Annotated in this window: 14 protein-coding genes; 10 read left to right on the forward strand and 4 right to left on the reverse strand. The window is 73.0% G+C overall.

The window, feature by feature from the left end; all coding sequences use genetic code 11:
• Positions 1 to 10 precede the first annotated feature (10 nt).
• Entirely contained in the window at positions 11 to 976 is a 966-nt protein-coding gene (locus NYF13_RS10625) for an acyl-CoA desaturase (protein ID WP_315656002.1), read from the forward strand.
• A gap of 106 nt (positions 977 to 1082) precedes the next feature.
• Entirely contained in the window at positions 1083 to 1673 is a 591-nt protein-coding gene (locus NYF13_RS10630) for a TetR/AcrR family transcriptional regulator (protein ID WP_315656003.1), read from the forward strand.
• 136 nt (positions 1674 to 1809) lie between these two features.
• On the opposite strand, the gene NYF13_RS10635 is transcribed toward NYF13_RS10630, so the two are convergent.
• The 4 genes from NYF13_RS10635 to NYF13_RS10650 form a co-directional block, all read right to left on the reverse strand.
• Positions 1810 to 2202 (reverse strand): NUDIX domain-containing protein, encoded by a 393-nt coding sequence (locus NYF13_RS10635; RefSeq protein WP_315656004.1) that lies wholly within the window; start codon positions 2200 to 2202, stop codon positions 1810 to 1812.
• Positions 2199 to 2714 (reverse strand): isochorismatase family protein, encoded by a 516-nt coding sequence (locus tag NYF13_RS10640; RefSeq protein WP_315656005.1) that lies wholly within the window; start codon positions 2712 to 2714, stop codon positions 2199 to 2201. Before NYF13_RS10640 ends, NYF13_RS10635 begins: the two co-directional genes overlap by 4 nt.
• A gap of 197 nt (positions 2715 to 2911) precedes the next feature.
• Positions 2912 to 4078 (reverse strand): PQQ-dependent sugar dehydrogenase, encoded by a 1167-nt coding sequence (locus tag NYF13_RS10645; protein WP_315656006.1) that lies wholly within the window; start codon positions 4076 to 4078, stop codon positions 2912 to 2914.
• Between the two features lie 84 nt (positions 4079 to 4162).
• A complete protein-coding gene (locus tag NYF13_RS10650) occupies positions 4163 to 5158 on the reverse strand; it encodes a cyclase family protein (RefSeq protein WP_315656007.1) in 996 nt (331 codons plus the stop codon).
• Positions 5159 to 5297: 139 nt separating this feature from the next.
• On the opposite strand from NYF13_RS10650, the gene mfd reads away from it, so the two are divergent.
• The 8 genes from mfd (at position 5298) to NYF13_RS10690 (ending at position 15887) form a co-directional block, all read left to right on the forward strand.
• The gene (gene mfd, locus NYF13_RS10655) at positions 5298 to 8894 is read left to right on the forward strand and encodes a transcription-repair coupling factor (protein WP_315656008.1); all 3597 of its coding nucleotides are present in this window, start codon (positions 5298 to 5300) and stop codon (positions 8892 to 8894) included.
• An 869-nt stretch (positions 8895 to 9763) separates the two neighbouring features.
• The gene (locus NYF13_RS10660; protein WP_315656009.1) at positions 9764 to 10771 is read left to right on the forward strand and encodes a hypothetical protein; all 1008 of its coding nucleotides are present in this window, start codon (positions 9764 to 9766) and stop codon (positions 10769 to 10771) included.
• Between the two features lie 11 nt (positions 10772 to 10782).
• Complete coding sequence (locus tag NYF13_RS10665) at positions 10783 to 11721, forward strand: MazG family protein (protein ID WP_315656010.1); 939 nt, start codon at positions 10783 to 10785, stop codon at positions 11719 to 11721.
• 61 nt (positions 11722 to 11782) lie between these two features.
• Positions 11783 to 12340 (forward strand): RNA polymerase sigma factor, encoded by a 558-nt coding sequence (locus NYF13_RS10670; protein ID WP_315656011.1) that lies wholly within the window; start codon positions 11783 to 11785, stop codon positions 12338 to 12340.
• Positions 12337 to 13125, forward strand: a complete 789-nt coding sequence (locus NYF13_RS10675; protein WP_315656013.1) for a zf-HC2 domain-containing protein — start codon at positions 12337 to 12339, stop codon at positions 13123 to 13125. Before NYF13_RS10670 ends, NYF13_RS10675 begins: the two co-directional genes overlap by 4 nt.
• Before the next feature lie 19 nt (positions 13126 to 13144).
• Positions 13145 to 13948, forward strand: coding sequence for an ABC transporter ATP-binding protein (locus NYF13_RS10680; RefSeq protein WP_315656015.1), 804 nt, complete (start codon positions 13145 to 13147; stop codon positions 13946 to 13948).
• Entirely contained in the window at positions 13942 to 15324 is a 1383-nt protein-coding gene (locus NYF13_RS10685) for a hypothetical protein (RefSeq protein WP_315656016.1), read from the forward strand. The genes NYF13_RS10680 and NYF13_RS10685 overlap by 7 nt, the downstream gene beginning before the upstream one ends.
• Positions 15321 to 15887 (forward strand): hypothetical protein, encoded by a 567-nt coding sequence (locus NYF13_RS10690; protein ID WP_315656018.1) that lies wholly within the window; start codon positions 15321 to 15323, stop codon positions 15885 to 15887. The genes NYF13_RS10685 and NYF13_RS10690 overlap by 4 nt, the downstream gene beginning before the upstream one ends.
• Positions 15888 to 15908: the final 21 nt, after the last annotated feature.

The following is a 15908-nucleotide window of genomic DNA, read 5'->3' on the forward strand; positions in this document are numbered from 1 at the left end:
AGTGAACTGTATGACGGCCACCCTTGACCGTTCCCAGCCCGCGGGGGAGCCACCGGCCCCCAAGGGGCCGAAACCGATCATCGACGGGCACCGGTCGATCGGAGTGCAGTTCTCGGTGTACTTCGGCGTGATCGCCCCGCTGGTGGCGCTGCTGGTCGCCGTTCCGTTCGCCTGGGGCTGGGGCCTGAGCTGGGTCGACGTCGGGTTGTTCGTGGTCTTCTACGGGATCAGCGGGCTCGGCATCACCGTGGCCTACCACCGGTACTTCACCCACGGTTCGTTCAAGGCCAAGAAGTGGCTGCGCGTGGTGCTCGCCATCGCGGGCAGCATCGCCCTGCAGGGCCCGGTGATCACCTGGGTGGCCGATCACCGGCGCCACCACGCGTTCTCCGACCGCGACGGCGACCCGCACTCCCCGTGGGCGTTCGGCACCTCGCCGATGGCCATCGCCAAGGGGTTCTGGCACGCGCACATGGGCTGGCTGTTCGAGCGCGACACCAGCAACCAGGGCCGGTTCGCGCCCGATCTGGTCAAGGACGCGGCCATCCGCAAGGTGGACGACCTGTTCTGGCTCTGGGCCCTGGTCAGCCTGCTGCTGCCGGCGCTGCTGGGCGGGCTGATCTCCTGGTCGCTGTGGGGCGCGGTCACCGCGTTCTTCTGGGCCGGGCTGGTGCGCATCTGCGTGCTGCACCACGTGACCTGGTCGGTCAACTCGATCTGCCACATGATCGGCGAGCGCCCGTTCAACGCGCGGGACAAGTCGGCCAACTTCTGGCCGCTGGCCATCTTCTCCTTCGGCGAGTCCTGGCACAACCTGCACCACGCCGACCCGACCTCGGCGCGGCACGGGGTCAAGCGCGGCCAGATCGACATGTCCGCCCGGCTGATCTGGATCTTCGAGAAGTTCGGCTGGGTGCACGACGTGCGCTGGCCGACCCCGCAGCGGCTGGCGCGGATCGCCGCCGAAGCGAAGTGACCCCGCCGGTCCGGCGTAGTCTGCCCCGGTGGCGGGGAGACGACGGGCCAAGCGTGAGGCGGCCGTCACCGGAGCGCGACCGACCGCTCCGGTGACCCGGGTCCGCATGACGGGCAGCGAGCGCCGGCAGCAATTGCTGAACGTCGCGCGCGCCCTGTTCGCGGCGAAAGGTTTCGACGGCACCTCGGTGGAGGAGATCGCGGCGCGGGCCAACGTCTCCAAACCGGTGGTGTACGAGCACTTCGGTGGCAAGGAAGGCATCTACGCGGTCGTCGTGGACCGCGAGACGCGGGTGCTGCTCGACCGCATGGTCTCCACCCTGCACGGCGGCCACCCGCGCGTGATGCTGGAGCAGGCGGCCTGCGCCCTGCTCGGCTACGTCGAGGACTCCCACGACGGCTTCCGCATCCTGGTCCGCGACTCCCCGGTGGCCAGCTCCACCGGCACGTTCTCCACGGTGCTCAACGACATCGCCAGCCAGGTCGAGCACATCCTGGCCCAGCAGTTCGCGGCTCGCGGCTACGAGGAGAAGCTGTCGGCGGTCTACGCCCAGGCCCTGGTCGGCATGGTCGCCCTGACCGGGCAGTGGTGGCTCGACGCCCGCAAGCCCAAGCGCGAAGAGGTGGCCGCGCACCTGGTGAACCTGGCCTGGAACGGGCTGTCCCATCTGGAGCACAAGCCCGAGCTGCTGGGCTGAGCGGGATCCCCTCGTCCGGCGGCGCGCGGCCGGGTCCACCACGCAGAACCGGTGGCCGGCTCCGGCGGGTGGTCCGCCCGGCGTCCGCGGCCGTCCCCGGTCCGATGTGGACCGGGGACGACGCGACCGGCGCCCCTCAGTCCAGCCGCCCCTGCGAACGCAGATCGTCGAAGATCAGCCGGCAGACCGCCGAAACCCGGGGCCGGTCGGCATAACCGAGCCACGCGAGCTCCGCGATCTCGCTGTTCGGGGCGAGCGTGCCGGTGTGCTCGGCGGTGTAGCAGGTCATCCGCACCACCGTGCCGTCCGCGCGGCCGTCCGCCTGCGCCTCCCACGCCCCCGCCGGGGCGATGGACGCCGGGACCAGCGCCACGGTCAGCTCCTCGGAGATCTCGCGCACCAGCGTTTCGACGTCCGACTCGCCCGGTTCGCGCTTGCCGCCGGGGAAGTACCAGGTGTCCTTGCCCTTCGAGCGGGCGCCCAGGACGCGGCCGCCGGCCAGGTGGAGCCAGGCGATCTTGTCGATCACGCGAGCGCCGCCAGCACCTCGTCGGTCGTGGCCACGGTGCCGAGACGGGGGAAGATCTTGGTCAGCGCGGATTCGTGGGAGATCTCCGACAGCCCGGTCATCGCGTCGGACACCGCGACGGTCGCGTAACCGTGGTCCGCGGCGGCCCGCAGCGTCGACTCGACCCCGAACTCGGTGGCGATCCCGCCGAACACCACCGTGCGCACCCCGGCGTCGCGCAGGTGGGCGTGCAGCCCGGTGCCGTAGAACCCGCCGATGGTCCGCTTGACCACCAGCTTCTCGCCGGCCCGGGGCTTGACCTCGGGCACCACCTCGTTGCCCTCGTCTTCGCGGCCGGGGCGCCGCACCTCGACGACCACCACCTGGGCGCCGGCCTCGGCGAACGCGTCGCGCAGGCGCACGGCGTTCGCCACGACCTCCGGGCCGGACAGCGGGGTGGTCGGCAGGGCCACGATCCGCTCCTGCAGGTCGATCAGCACGAGGGCGGAGGACGCCGGGTCGATCTCGGTCATGGTCTCGATCCTAGGCCCGGCCCACCCGGTGGTCGAGGCCGGTGAGCCGCGCCCGCCACCGGTCGGCCGGTGGCGGCCTGGCCGCGGTCAGCTCGGCGGACACCGGGCGAACGTCCTCTGTGGACTCACTCCGGTGGGCGCCCCCGGGTGTGGCCCGGGCCGGTTCCCCCGCGCCGACGAGCGCCGCGCACCTGGGCTCAGGCGGGCGTGACGCGCAGCAGCTTGTCGTTGTCGCCGTTGGAAGTCGTCACGTAGAGGGCGCCGTCCGGGCCGCTGCGCACGCCGCGCAACCGGCCGAACTTGTCGTCGAACTCCTTCGGCAGGGTCACGCCCGTGACCTTCGCGGCGGCGTCGAGGTGCAGCAGCAGGAGCTTCTGGCCCTTGAGCGCGGCGACGGCCAGCGCGCCGTTGTTCTCGCCCCACTGCTCGCCGGTCAGGAAGGCGTCGCCGCTGGTCGCCTCGGTGATCGAGCCGGTGGTCCACAGTGGATCGATGGCGTCCGGGAACCGCTTCTTGTCGGTCATCGGCACGCTCTCGTCGTAGTTCGGGTCGGTGCCGCCCTTCGACGGGTCCCAGCCGTAGTTGCCGCCGGGCCGGATCAGGTTCACCTCGTCGTCGAAGGCCGGTCCGTGCTCGGAGGTGATCACCTGCCCGGTGCCGGGGCGGATGGCCACCCCCTGGACGTTGCGGTGGCCGTAGGTCCAGACCCGCCGCTCGTTCGCGTCGGACGAGGCGAAGAACGGGTTGTCCGGCAGCGCTTCCCCGGTCTTGGCGTCGATCCGCAGCACCTTGCCGCCGAGCTGGTGGCGGTCCTGCGAGACCTTCGAGTTCGCGGTGTCGCCGGTGCCGACGAGCAGCGCTCCGTCCGGGGCCAGGGTCGGGCGGCAGCCGGAGTGCCGCCCGCTCGGGTTCACCGGCAGCCCGGTCAGCAGGTCGCGCGCCTTCGCCGCGCTCGCACCGTCCTCGGCCAGCCGCCAGGTGACCAGCCGGATGTCGACCGCCTGGCCGTTCTCCTGGTGGGTCTGGCAGGTGGTGAACTCGCGGGACGAGGCGAAGTCCGCGGCCAGGGCCAGGCCCATCAACCCGCCTTCGCCCTGCGCGAAGACGTCGGAGAAGTCGGCCCGGACCTCGGTCGCCCGGCCGCCGCGCACGAGCGCGAGCCGGCCCGGGCGCTGGGTCACGAGCAGGTCGCCGCCGGGCAGGAAGCCGATGTCCCAGCCGTGCTGCAGCCCGCCGGCGACCTCCTCGACGCGGAAGCCACCGGCCGTCGGCGCGGCGCCGGGCTGGGCGACGCTGGGCGGGCTGGCGCAGGCGGAGACGAGTACCACGAGCGTCGCGAGCAGGGCGGGTCCGGACGGGCGCATGGGTCCCAGCATGCCGGACCCACCGGCAAGATCGCCGGTTCACCGCCGGAGGTGACCCGTCCGGGTGCCCGAGGGCCGGTGGTTTCAGACGGTCGCCACGCCGCTGACCGGTGAGCCGACGGCGCCGGGCAGGCGCAGCGGAGGCGCGGTCAGCAGGAACCGGGACCGCCCGTGCGCGCGCAGCCAGGCGTTCAGCTCGGACAGGTACCACATCTCCCCGAGCGGGATGCCCTGCTTGAACAGGCAGTGCGCGTGCAGCGGGAGCAGGTGCTCCGCGCCGGGTGCCGGTTCGCCGCCGAACGACTCGACGGCCAGGTTGTCGGCCACGATCGCCGAGACGCCGCTGTCGGTGATCCACCGCAGCAGCCGCTCGTCGCCGCCGTCGAGCCCGGCGCCGTGGCCGGCCAGGTCCTCCCGGGTCAGGCGCTCGCCGAGGTCGAGGATGACCGCGGCCGTGCCGGTGTGCAGGCAGAGGATGTCCCCCGGCTCGACGACCACCTCCTGCTCCTCGAGGATCCCCATGAGCTGCTCGTGACCGACGGCCGCGCCCCCGCGACCGGCCGCGCGTTCCAGGTCGACCATCACCCCGCGCCCTTGCACGGAGGTCTGGGCGAGGGTTTCGATGCCGAGCGCGTCGGCGTGGGGCGTCACCGAGCCCTCCGGATCGCCGATCACGTCCGTTCCGGCGCGGTAGCCGTTGTAGTAGGCCATCACCGGCTCGCCGGTGCCGTCGAGGTCGAACCGGGCGCCGACGTGGGCGAGCGAATCCCACTGCGTCGAGTACTGCAGGTGCAGGACCGCGTAGTCGTCGTTGACCACGTCGCTGGTGGCGCCGGGCCGGATCAGGCGGTTGTGCCCGAGCTCCGCGCTCGCGAGCAGCGGGGGCTTGCGGAAGCCCTGGGCGTACTCGCCCTTGGGGAAGTCGAGCGGCAGGCTCAGCGGGAACGCGAGCCCCTCGCGGACCTCGGCCACCGCCGCCCGGCGGCGCTCGGGCGTGATCAGGTTGAGCCGGCCGATCTGGTCGTGCTCGCCGAATTCGCCCCAGTTCGAGCCGTCGGGACGGTTCTTCCAGCGCTGCATCGCTTTCCTCCCGGGAATGGTGGGTACGCCCAGGACCCTACGCAGCGTCCGGCGGTCACCGCGCCCGTCGCCGCCGGTGTCGCGAGCGGCCCACTCGTGCGGTGAGCGGCATCTTGTCGGTGCCGCCCCGTACCCTGGGATGGTGACCGACGCTCCACTGTCCGGACTCCTCCAAGCCATCCTTCCCGACCCGGCCCTGCGCGGGGTCGTCGAGCGGGCGGGTGCCCCGCTGCTCGAACTGCAGGGCCCCGTCGCCGCCCGCCAGCTCGTCGCCGCGGCCCTCGCCGAGGCACCCGGCGCGGGCGGCGGGGGCCGGCCCGTCCTGGTGGTCACCGCCACCGGCCGGGAGGCCGACGAGCTGACCACCTCGCTCTCGGCGCTGCTCGGCCGCGAGCGGGTCGCCGACTTCCCCTCGTGGGAGACGCTGCCCCACGAGCGTCTTTCACCGCGCGCCGACACCGTAGGCCGCCGGCTGGAGGTGCTGCACCGCCTGCACACGGGCGGGGACGAGCTGAAGGTCGTCGTTTCGACCGTGCGCAGCCTGATCCAGCCGATGGCGCCGGGGCTCGGCGCGCTGGCTCCGGTCGATCTCGTGGTCGGCGAGGAGCAGGGCTTCGAAGAACTGCTGGAGCGGCTGGTCGAGCTGGCCTACAGCCGGGTCGACATGGTGGAGAAGCGCGGGGAGTTCGCCGTGCGCGGCGGCATCCTCGACCTGTTCGGGCCGACCGCGCAGCACCCGGTGCGGATCGAGTTCTGGGGTGACGAGGTCAGCGAGATCCGCGCGTTCGCGGTGTCCGACCAGCGCTCGCTGCCCGGGGAGATCCAGCACGTCACCGCGCCGCCGTGCCGGGAGCTGCTGCTCACCGCGGCGGTCAAGGCCAAGGCGGCCGAGCTGGCCGGCACCTACGAGGCGGATGCGCACCTGGCCGAAATGCTCACCAAGCTCGCCGACGGCATCCCGGCGGAGGGCATGGAGGCGCTCATCCCGGTGCTCTGCGAGGGTGAGCTGGAGCTGCTCACCGACGCCATGCCGGTGGGCAGCCACGTGCTGCTGGCCGATCCGGAGAAGATCCGGGCCCGCGCCGCCGACCTGGTGCGCACCGGTCAGGAGTTCCTGGAGGCGTCCTGGACCACCGCCGCGGCGGGCGGGCAGGCGCCGATCGACCTCGGCGCCTCGGCCTACCGCGACCTGGCCGAGATCGCCCGGCACGCGCAGGACACCCGGCGCTCGTGGTGGACGATCACCCAGCTGACCACCGAGGCCCCGGACGTGCTCCGCGTCGCGATTGAGCCCGCGCCCGCGTACCGGGGTGAGCTGGAGCGCGCGATGACCGACCTGCGCGCGCACATCGCCTCGGGCGGCACCGGGGTGCTGGTGGTCGCCGGGCAGGGCACCGCGAGCCGTGCGGTCGAGCAGCTGACCGGGGCCGAGGTGCCGGCCACGCTGGCCGGGGACGGGCTGGCCGCGGTCCCGCCGGCCGGGGTCGTCACGGTCACCTGCGGCGGGCTGTCCGACGGCTTCGTCTCGCCGGAGCGGGCGCTCGTGGTGCTGTCGGAGGCCGACCTGACCGGCCGCGGCGCGAACGCCGGTGTGTCCACAAAGGACCTCAACACCAAGATGCCCTCGCGGCGGCGCAACGCGGTCGACCCGATCGCGCTGCGCGCCGGCGACTACGTGGTGCACGAACAGCACGGCATCGGCCGGTTCGTGGAGATGGTGCAGCGCACGTTGAAGGATTCCGGCGGCGCCTCGGTGACCCGGGAGTACCTGCTGCTGGAGTACGCCTCGTCCAAGCGCGGCCACCCGGGCGACCGGCTGTTCGTGCCGACCGACCAGCTCGACGAGGTCTCGCGCTACGTCGGCGGCGAGCTGCCCACGCTGAACAAGCTGGGCGGCTCCGACTGGAAGAACACCAAGGCCAGGGCCAAGAAGGCGGTCAAGGAGATCGCCGCCGAGCTGGTCCAGCTCTACGCCGCGCGCCAGGCCGCGCCGGGCCACCCGTTCGGCCCGGACACCCCGTGGCAGCACGAGCTGGAGGACGCCTTCCCGTTCACCGAGACCAACGACCAGCTGGCCGCCATCGACGAGGTCAAGTCGGACATGGAGCGCGGCGTCCCGATGGACCGGGTGATCTGCGGCGACGTCGGCTACGGCAAGACCGAGATCGCCGTGCGCGCGGCGTTCAAGGCGGTGCAGGACGGCAAGCAGGTCGCCGTGCTCGTGCCGACCACGCTGCTGGCCCAGCAGCACCTGAACACCTTCGCCGAGCGCATGCAGTCGTTCCCGGTGACCATCAAGGGCCTCTCGCGGTTCACCAACAAGACCGAGTCCGACCTGGTGCTGGAGCAGCTGGCCGAGGGCGAGATCGACATCGTCATCGGCACCCACCGGCTGCTGCAGACCGGGATCCGCTACAAGGACCTCGGCCTGGTGATCGTCGACGAGGAGCAGCGCTTCGGCGTCGAGCACAAGGAGCACATCAAGGCGCTGCGCACGCACGTCGACGTGCTCACCATGTCGGCCACGCCCATCCCGCGCACGCTGGAGATGTCCCTGGCCGGCATCCGCGAGATGTCCACCATCCTGACCCCGCCGGAGGACCGGCACCCGATCCTCACCTACGTCGGCTCCTACGACGACAAGCAGGTCGGCGCCGCCGTCCGCCGCGAGCTGCTGCGCGACGGCCAGGTGTTCTACGTGCACAACCGCGTCTCCTCGATCGAGAAGGCGGCGCGGCGCATCCGCGAGCTGGTGCCGGAGGCGCGGGTGGTGACCGCGCACGGGCAGATGAACGAGGACAAGCTCGAGAAGATCATCCAGGGCTTCTGGGAGAACGAGTACGACGTGCTGGTGTGCACCACCATCGTCGAGACCGGTCTGGACATCTCCAACGCCAACACGCTGATCGTCGAGCGCGGCGACCTGCTCGGGCTCGCGCAGCTGCACCAGTTGCGTGGCCGCGTCGGGCGTGGCCGCGAGCGCGGGTACGCGTACTTCCTGTACCCGCCGGAAGCGCCGCTGACCGAGACCGCGCACGACCGGCTGGCCACCATCGCGCAGAACACCGAGCTGGGCGCGGGCATGGCCGTGGCGATGAAGGACCTGGAGATCCGCGGCGCGGGCAACATCCTCGGCGCGGAGCAGTCCGGCCACATCGCGGGGGTCGGGTTCGACCTGTACGTGCGGCTGGTCGGCGAGGCCGTGGCCGCGTTCCGCCGCCACGCCGGCGCCGAGCCCGCCGACGACGGCGAACTGGCCGAGGTCCGCGTCGACCTCCCGGTGGACGCCCACCTCCCACACGACTACGTACCGGGGGAACGCCTGCGCCTGGAGGCCTACCGCAAGATCGCGGCGGCCCCGGACACCGCGGGCCTCGACGCGGTCCGCGAGGAGCTGATCGACCGCTACGGCCAGCCCCCGGCCCCGGTCACCCGCTTGCTCGCCGTGGCGGCCTTCCGCCACACCTGCCGGACGGCGGGCGTCACCGAGGTCGCGGTGCAGGGCACCACCATCCGCTTCGCCCCGCTGCCCCTGGCCGACTCGCAGCTGGTCCGCCTCAAGCGCCTGTACCCCAAGGCGAACTTCAAGGCGATCACCAACACCGTCTCCGTGCCCAAACCGACCGAGGGCCCGGCCGGCGGCCGCATGGGCGCCCCCACCCTGCGCGACGAAAACCTGCTGGAGTGGTGCGCCAAACTGCTGGGCCACCTGACGAAGACCCCGGCGCCGGTCTGAGGGCCGGCTCGGGCCGCGGAGCACCGCGGAGCACCGCGGAGCGCACGACCGGGGAGCGCAGCAGCCGAGCCGGAAGCCGCGTCGCCCCGGTCGACCGGACGCTCGGATCGACCGGTTCCGCACCGACCGGTTCCGGTCCGCGACCGAATCCGCACCGACCGGTTCCAGATCGAGACCGAATCCGCACCGACTGATTCCGGTCCGAGACCCAGTCCGGATCGACTGGTTCCGGATCGAGACCGAATCCGGATCGACTGGTTCCGGATCGAGACCGAATCCGGATCGACCGGTTCCGGGCCGAGACCGAATCCGGATCGACTGGTTCCGGATCGAGACCGAATCCGGATCGACTGGTTCCGGGCCGAGACCGAATTCGGATCGACCGGTTCCGGCCTAGAATCGACCGGTTCCCGGCCTAGACCGGACCGCTGGTCGGCCTCCCGTGGCTAGGCCCCGGCGGTGACCTTCGGGAGTCCCGGCGGGCGGATGGCCGTGGCGTGGTCGGCCGCGGCATCCGGCCGTGGCGAACGGCGGGGGCGGTGCACGGTTCCCGCACCGGCTCCGCCGAAAGCACCCGCTGAGCCAGCTCGGGCCGGGCCGGTTCACCCGCCGCCGTCACCGGCTGGGCGCCCGACGGCCACCGGCGAACCGTGGGCAACCGGCACTCCGGGCGTGAACCCGGCGCGGGCGCGGGCCGACATCGATCTCGTGCGGGGGCAGGACGGCGGCCGACCGGCCCGTCGCGAGTCAGCCGCGGGTCAGCGTGGGCGCTGGGCGGATGCCGGAGCCGGCCCGAGCGCCCGGGTATCGAACCCGGTCTTGTGTTTCGGGGGCGGGCGTGTGAGAGGGTAGGGCCTGTGATGCGGATCATGGGGCGCCCTCGCGCGCTGATCGCTGTGGTGGCCGGCGCGTTCCTGCTCGCCGGGTGCGGGACCGGGCCCAGTCAGGTGAGCGCCGCGGCGATCATCGACGGGCAGGTCACCTCCATCGACCAGGTGCAGGGCCTGCTGGACCGGGCCGTCCGGGAGCAGCCGTACGCCCGGCAGCTCGCGGCGCAGCACAAGCTGGACCTCGTCGGCCGGGAGATCGTGCGCCAGCAGCTCCTGCACACGGCGGTCGGCAAGGCCGCGCAGAAGGAGAACATCACCGCCGACCAGAGCGCGATCGGCGCGGCCATGCTCCAGGACCCGCTGGCCGGTCCGCTGCCGCAGTCGGTCACCGCGAGCCAGGACGCCGCCGTGACGCAGCTCGTCTGGCGGCTGCGTGACCACCGCGAGGCCCTGACCGACCAGTACCTCGAGCAGAAGCTGGCGATCAAGTACCTGCCGACGCTCACGGTCAACTTCGACTACACCACCGTGGGCGCGCCGAGCGCCGATGGCACGGCCTCCTCGACCGACCCGGCCACCGCGCGCGCCGACGCCGTGGCCAAGGCCCGGCAGTTCGCCGCCGATCCGAAGTCCGTGACCGGCGAGATCCAGCGCGGCGCGCAGGGCGGGGTCGAGGGCAACGTCGGCACCCAGGTGCCCGCGCTGTCCTCTCCGCAGGACGCCACGACGGTGCTGTTCGGCGTGCCGGCCGGCACCGTGATCGCGTTCCAGCCGAACCCGACCGGCGGCAACCCGACCTGGGTGGTCGCGGTCGTGCGCCAGCGGGCCACCGGTAAGCCGGTCGCCACCGACCAGGCCCAGCAGCCGACCCCGGACCAGCTCAGCGGCATCGGCGTCCGCCTGGTGCAGCCCTACGTCGGCGAAGTCGACTACCGCATCAACCCGCGTTACGGCGTGTGGGACGCGGTGGGCATGGATCTCGCGCCGAACGCCGGCTCCACCAAGGGGATCGTGCTGCCGACGACGGGCGCCCCGGCCCAGCAGTGACCGGCCCAGCCGTGACCGGCCCGTCGACCGGTTCCGTGGTCGTCGTCGCGCGGGGGGCGACGCTCCCGGCCGCCGCGGTTCCGCTCCTGCGCACCGCGGCGGCGGTGTACGCGGGGTCGGACGTGGACGCGGCCGCGTTCGGCCTGCCCCCGGTCGCCGAGGCGCCGCCCGGGTCCGAATTCGTGCTCGTCGTGGGCTCGCCGGCCGAGCCGAGGGCCGCCGCCCTGCTCGCGGGCGGGGCGCGGGTGCTCGGTCCGCCGTCCGATCCGCTGGCCGAGGCCGTGCTGGTGGTGGACCGGCTGCGCTCACCCGGCGGCTGCCCGTGGGACGGGGTGCAGACGCACGATTCGATGCGCAAGTACCTGGTCGAGGAGACCTACGAGCTGCTCGAGGCCATCGAGGAGAACGACCGCGAGGCCCTGCGCGAAGAGCTCGGCGACGTGCTGCTGCAGGTGCTCTTCCACGCGCGCGTGGCCGCCGAGGACTCCGGCGATCCGTTCACGATCGACGACGTGGCGCGCGAGCTGGTCACCAAGCTCGTCGGCCGGCACCCCACCGTCTTCGCCGGAGCGGCCGAGGTGGCGACCGCCGAGCACCAGGAACTGAAGTGGGAAGAGCTCAAGCAGGTCGAGAAGCAGCGTAAGTCCATTGTGGATGGTGTTGCGCTCGGCCAGCCCGCGGTCGCGCTGGCCGGGAAGCTCGGCCAGCGCAGTGGCCGGGCCGGTCTCCCGCCGGACCTGTTCCCGGCCGGCCCCGATCCCGCCGCCCGGCTCTTCCGCATCGCGGCCGTGGCGCGCCGCGCGGACATCGATCCCGAGGGCGAGCTCCGCGCGGTCGCGAAGCAGTTCGCGCGCGACATCCGCGCGGCCGAAGCCGCCGCCCGCGCCGAGGGCGTCGAGCCCGCCACCCTCGAAGCCGACGGCTGGCGCAAGTTCTGGCCTTCCGCCTGAGCTGTGACGCAGCACACAGCAAGGGGAGAACCGGATCGCGGCTTCCGGCGTCTTGCCCGGTGTGAAGCACAAGCCACCAGCGGAGGCGGACGAGGAGCAACTCGTCCGCCGGACTGCGCGGGGTGACCGGGCGGCGTTCGAAGAGTTCTACCGCCGCACGTCGCCCTGGCTCGCCGTGCGGCTGCGGCGCCGCTGCGCCGACGAACAGGTCGTCGCGGAGGTCATGCAGGAGACCTATCTGGCCGTCTGGCGGGCCGCAGGCTCGTTCTCGGGGGCCGCGGCCGGGGGGACGGCCGTCGGATGGGTGTGGACGATCGCGGCCCGGAGGCTGGTCGACGCGTTCCGCCGGCGGGCGCACCACGCCCAGCCGCCGCCCGCCGCCGTGAACGTGGCCGTGACGGCACCCGCCGCCGAGGAGGAGGCGCTGGCCGCCACGGTCGGTGACCACGTCGGCGACGCCCTGCGCGAACTGGCGCCGGAACTGAGCCAGGTGCTGCAGGCGATGGTGCTCGACGGGCTCTCCGTCCGCGAGACGGCCGTCCTGCTCAGGCTCCCGGAAGGAACTGTGAAAACACGGGCGCGCCGCGCGCGGATCGCCATGCGAGAGGCACTGTCATGAACCACGTCGCCGATCGGCTGCTCACCGGTTACGCCGGCGGGCAGAACCTGCCCGCCGACCAGGCGTGGGCCGTCGAAGCCCATCTCGAACTCTGCGCCGCCTGCCGGGCCCGGCTCGCCACACTGTCCACACCGGACGTCTCGGCGCTGGTCGAAGGCGTGTGGTCGGGTCTCGAACCGGGGCTGGCCTCGCGCCCGCAGCCGGTGGCCGCCCGGTTCCGGGTCGCCCTGAGCCGCTGGACGACGCCGGTGATGCTGCCGTGGCTGCTGATGGTGCTGCTGGTCTCCGGTTTTTCGGTCTGGCTGGACGCGACGGTCGTGCGGACCGGGTCGTTCGTCCAGCTGTTCGCGCCGGTGCTGCCGGTGCTCGGGGTCGCCGCCTCGTGGTCGGGTGGGCTGGACCCGGCGTACGAGCTGGTCACCGCGAGCGCTCGGGCCGGGCTGGACCTGGTGCTGCGCCGGACCACCGCGGTGCTGGTGGCCGTGCTGCCGGTGCTGCTGATCGCGGGTGGGCTCACCGGGTCCGCGGTCGGGCTGTGGCTGCTGCCGAGCCTCGCCTTCACCACGGGGACGCTCGCGATCGGGCTGCTGATCGGGGTGGAGCGCGCCGCCGGGGCGCTGGTGGTGGTGTGGCTGGCGGTGTTCGCGGTGCCCACGGTGGTGACGGGCAGTTCGTTCGCGCTGCAGAAGGGGGCCGTCGCCGTCTGGGCCGGGATCTTCGCGTTGACCGTGGTGGTGGTGGTGCTCCGCCGGAGCGCCTTCACGCGGCTCATCGCTCGTCGCTAGGGAATGAGGGGAAATGGACATGCGAGCAGTGGAAGCCGCGGAGATCGCGCCGTCGACCTACGCCTGGGAGATCCAGGCCGAGGCGCTCAAGGTGCGGGTGGGCCGCCGGAAGATGGCGGTCGACGGCCTCGATCTCTCGCTGGGCCCGGGCGTGCACGGGCTGCTCGGGCCGAACGGGGCCGGCAAGACCACGCTGATCCGGGCGCTGGCCACGGTGCTGCGGCCGGCCGAGGGCAGCCTGACGCTGCTCGGTGTGTCCGTCGGGGGACACATCGACCAGCGCGGCCTGCGCCGCCGGATCGGGTACCTGCCGCAGAACTTCGGCTACTACAAGCGCTTCACCGTGCGCGAGTTCGTGGAGTACCTGGCCTGGCTCAAGGAGATGCCCAAGCCGGACATCCCGGGGGCGGTGCAGCGGGCGATCGAGCGGGTCGGGCTGGCCGACCGCGCCGAGCACAAGCTGAAGACGCTCTCGGGCGGCATGGTCCGCCGGGTCGGGATCGCCCAGGCGATCGTCAACGACCCGCGGATCCTGCTGCTCGACGAGCCCACCGCCGGGCTCGACCCGGCGCAGCGCGTGCGCTTCCGCGAGCTGCTTCAGCAGGTGGGGCAGGACGCCTGCGTGGTCGTCTCCACCCACCTGGTCGAGGACGTGGCCGCGGCCTGCCACGACGTGGTCCTGGTCGCCGAGGGCAAGCTGGTCTTCCAGGGCACGCCCGGGCAACTGGCGGCGGCGGGCGGGCCGGACGACGTCGGCGACAGCCCGATCGAACGCGGCTACTCGGCCCTGCTGAACCACGAGCGGGGGCAGGAGGCGTGGTAGCCGTCGTCCGGACCGAGCTGCGGCGCACGATCGCGCCGTGGATGGCGCTGGTGGTGGTGCTCGTCGGGCTCGGCTTCTTCTTCGCCTTCGTCCGCTACGGGCCGTGGTTCAAGGAGCCGGCGGCTTGGGACGGGCAGTGGGCGGCCTCGGTGCAGTGGACGCGCTACCTGCTGGTGCTGCTGTGGCCGATCATCGTCGGCGCCTCGGCCATCCAGGGCATGCGGGACCGCCGGTCCGGCACCGTGGAGCTGCTCGCCGCGACGCCGCGCCCGGCCCGTTACCGCCTGACGAAGCTGAGCTTTGCGCTGGGCCTCGCGGCCGTGCTGGCCTACGTCGTCATCCTGCTGACCGGGCTGGCGCAGGTGGTGGCCCACGACGGGTTGTTCACCTTCGGCTGGGTGCTGCCCGCGCTGGTCGGGTCGACCACGGTGGTCGCCGGGGTCGGGCTGGGCCTCGGCGCCGGGCGGGTGCTGCCCCACCCGGTCACCGCGCCCGTGCTCACCGTGGCGGCGCTGGTGGGCTGTTTGCTGTTCCAGTTTTCGTCCGGGCCGGGCAGTGTCGTGAGTGGACTGCTCCCGAACCGGCTGGCTCTGCTTTCGGTGGCGCCGGACGCGCCACGCAGCCCGTTCCTCGTGCCGGCGGTGACTGTCAGTGCCGGGCAGCTGTGCTGGCTGGCCGGTCTGGCCGCCACGGGATTCCTGCTGCTCGCCGCGGCCACGGCCCGGCGGCGGCTGCTCGCGCTGCTGCCGGTGGTGGCGGGCCTGGCGATCGCGCTGTCGCTGTTCCCCGCGTCGCCGGCCGGCTACCTGACCGTCGACCAGGCCGCCGCCACCCCGGTGTGCGATGGTCCGGTGTGCGTCACGAAGATGCACGCGGCTCGACTGTCCACTTTGGCCGGACCGGGCAAGGAAGCCCTGCGGCGGCTGGCGAAGATCCCCGGCGCGCCGACCGGTGTGGTGGAGGCGACCGACCCGGCCCGGACGACCGCCCGGCTGGCCGGTCCCCAGGACCCGTCGAAGATCGTCGTGCACCTGGACGACGGGCCGTACCTCAGCCGGCGCGGCGACGACCTCGTCACCGAGCTCACCGCCGGGGGCGGGACCCAGGCCTGCGGCGGCCCGAGCTACGGCGGCCTCCGGGAGAGCCGGGAGGCCGCCGCGCGCTGGGTGGTCTCCGCCTGGCTGTCCGAGGGGCGGAAGCGGCCCAGGATGAGTACCTACTACCAGCGCTTGCCGGAGCTGGCCGAGCCGGCGTGGGCGGGTCTGAAGGCCCTGCCACCGCAGGAGCAGGTGGCCCGCGTCGTCGCCGTCCGGCAGGCCGAGCTGAGCTGCCAGGGCGACGCGCTGACCGCTCTCACCCAGGGGGCCGGGCGATGAGCTGGGCAAAGCTGTACGCGCGTTCGCGGCAGGTGCCGGTCGCGCTGCTGCTGATGGCGGTCTGCACGGTCGGGATGCGGGTGCTGGTCCGGGACCGGTGGTCGGTGGTGTTCGCCGAGCTCACGCTCGCGGCGGGCATCGCGGTGGCGGCCGCCGGGTTGTCCGGCCAAGACCTCGACCTCGACCGGACCGCCGCGTTCGGCTGGCTCCCCCGGCGGTTCGGGCACCTGCTGCTGATCGGGGTGCTCGCGGCCGCGCTGCTCCTGGTGGTCCAGGCCCCCGGGCCGGTGCAGGTGGAGACCTCGGTGGTGCTGCGCGACGGGGCGGGCCTGCTCGGTCTCGCCGGTCTGGCCGCGACCTTGTTCGGCGGCCAGTTCGGCTGGACGTTCCCGCTGTTGTGGGCCATCGTGGCGCTGTTCGTGCCGGGTGGCGGCGATTCCACGGCCGCACTCGTGGCCGGGTGGCCGGTCCAGTCCGCCGAATCCCCGGTGGCCTGGTGGACGGCGGGCATCCTGTTCGGCGCCGGCACCGCGGGGTACGCGGTGGCGGGCGCCCGCCGGTGAAAAGAGGGAGCGAAGGCCGCC

The sequence above is a fragment of the Amycolatopsis sp. PS_44_ISF1 genome, assembly GCF_032335455.1.
In the GTDB taxonomy this organism is placed as follows: domain Bacteria; phylum Actinomycetota; class Actinomycetes; order Mycobacteriales; family Pseudonocardiaceae; genus Amycolatopsis.

Coding starts and splice junctions, on each gene's coding strand:
- NYF13_RS10680 (WP_315656015.1), top strand. CDS start 13,145: ATGCGAGCAGTGGAAGCCGCGGAGATCGCGCCGTCGACCTACGCCTGG.
- NYF13_RS10660 (WP_315656009.1), top strand. CDS start 9,764: ATGGGGCGCCCTCGCGCGCTGATCGCTGTGGTGGCCGGCGCGTTCCTG.
- NYF13_RS10675 (WP_315656013.1), top strand. CDS start 12,337: ATGAACCACGTCGCCGATCGGCTGCTCACCGGTTACGCCGGCGGGCAG.
- mfd (WP_315656008.1), top strand. CDS start 5,298: ATGGTGACCGACGCTCCACTGTCCGGACTCCTCCAAGCCATCCTTCCC.
- NYF13_RS10630 (WP_315656003.1), top strand. CDS start 1,083: ATGACGGGCAGCGAGCGCCGGCAGCAATTGCTGAACGTCGCGCGCGCC.
- NYF13_RS10650 (WP_315656007.1), bottom strand. CDS start 5,158: ATGCAGCGCTGGAAGAACCGTCCCGACGGCTCGAACTGGGGCGAATTC.
- NYF13_RS10625 (WP_315656002.1), top strand. CDS start 11: ATGACGGCCACCCTTGACCGTTCCCAGCCCGCGGGGGAGCCACCGGCC.
- NYF13_RS10640 (WP_315656005.1), bottom strand. CDS start 2,714: ATGACCGAGATCGACCCGGCGTCCTCCGCCCTCGTGCTGATCGACCTG.
- NYF13_RS10690 (WP_315656018.1), top strand. CDS start 15,321: ATGAGCTGGGCAAAGCTGTACGCGCGTTCGCGGCAGGTGCCGGTCGCG.
- NYF13_RS10645 (WP_315656006.1), bottom strand. CDS start 4,078: ATGCGCCCGTCCGGACCCGCCCTGCTCGCGACGCTCGTGGTACTCGTC.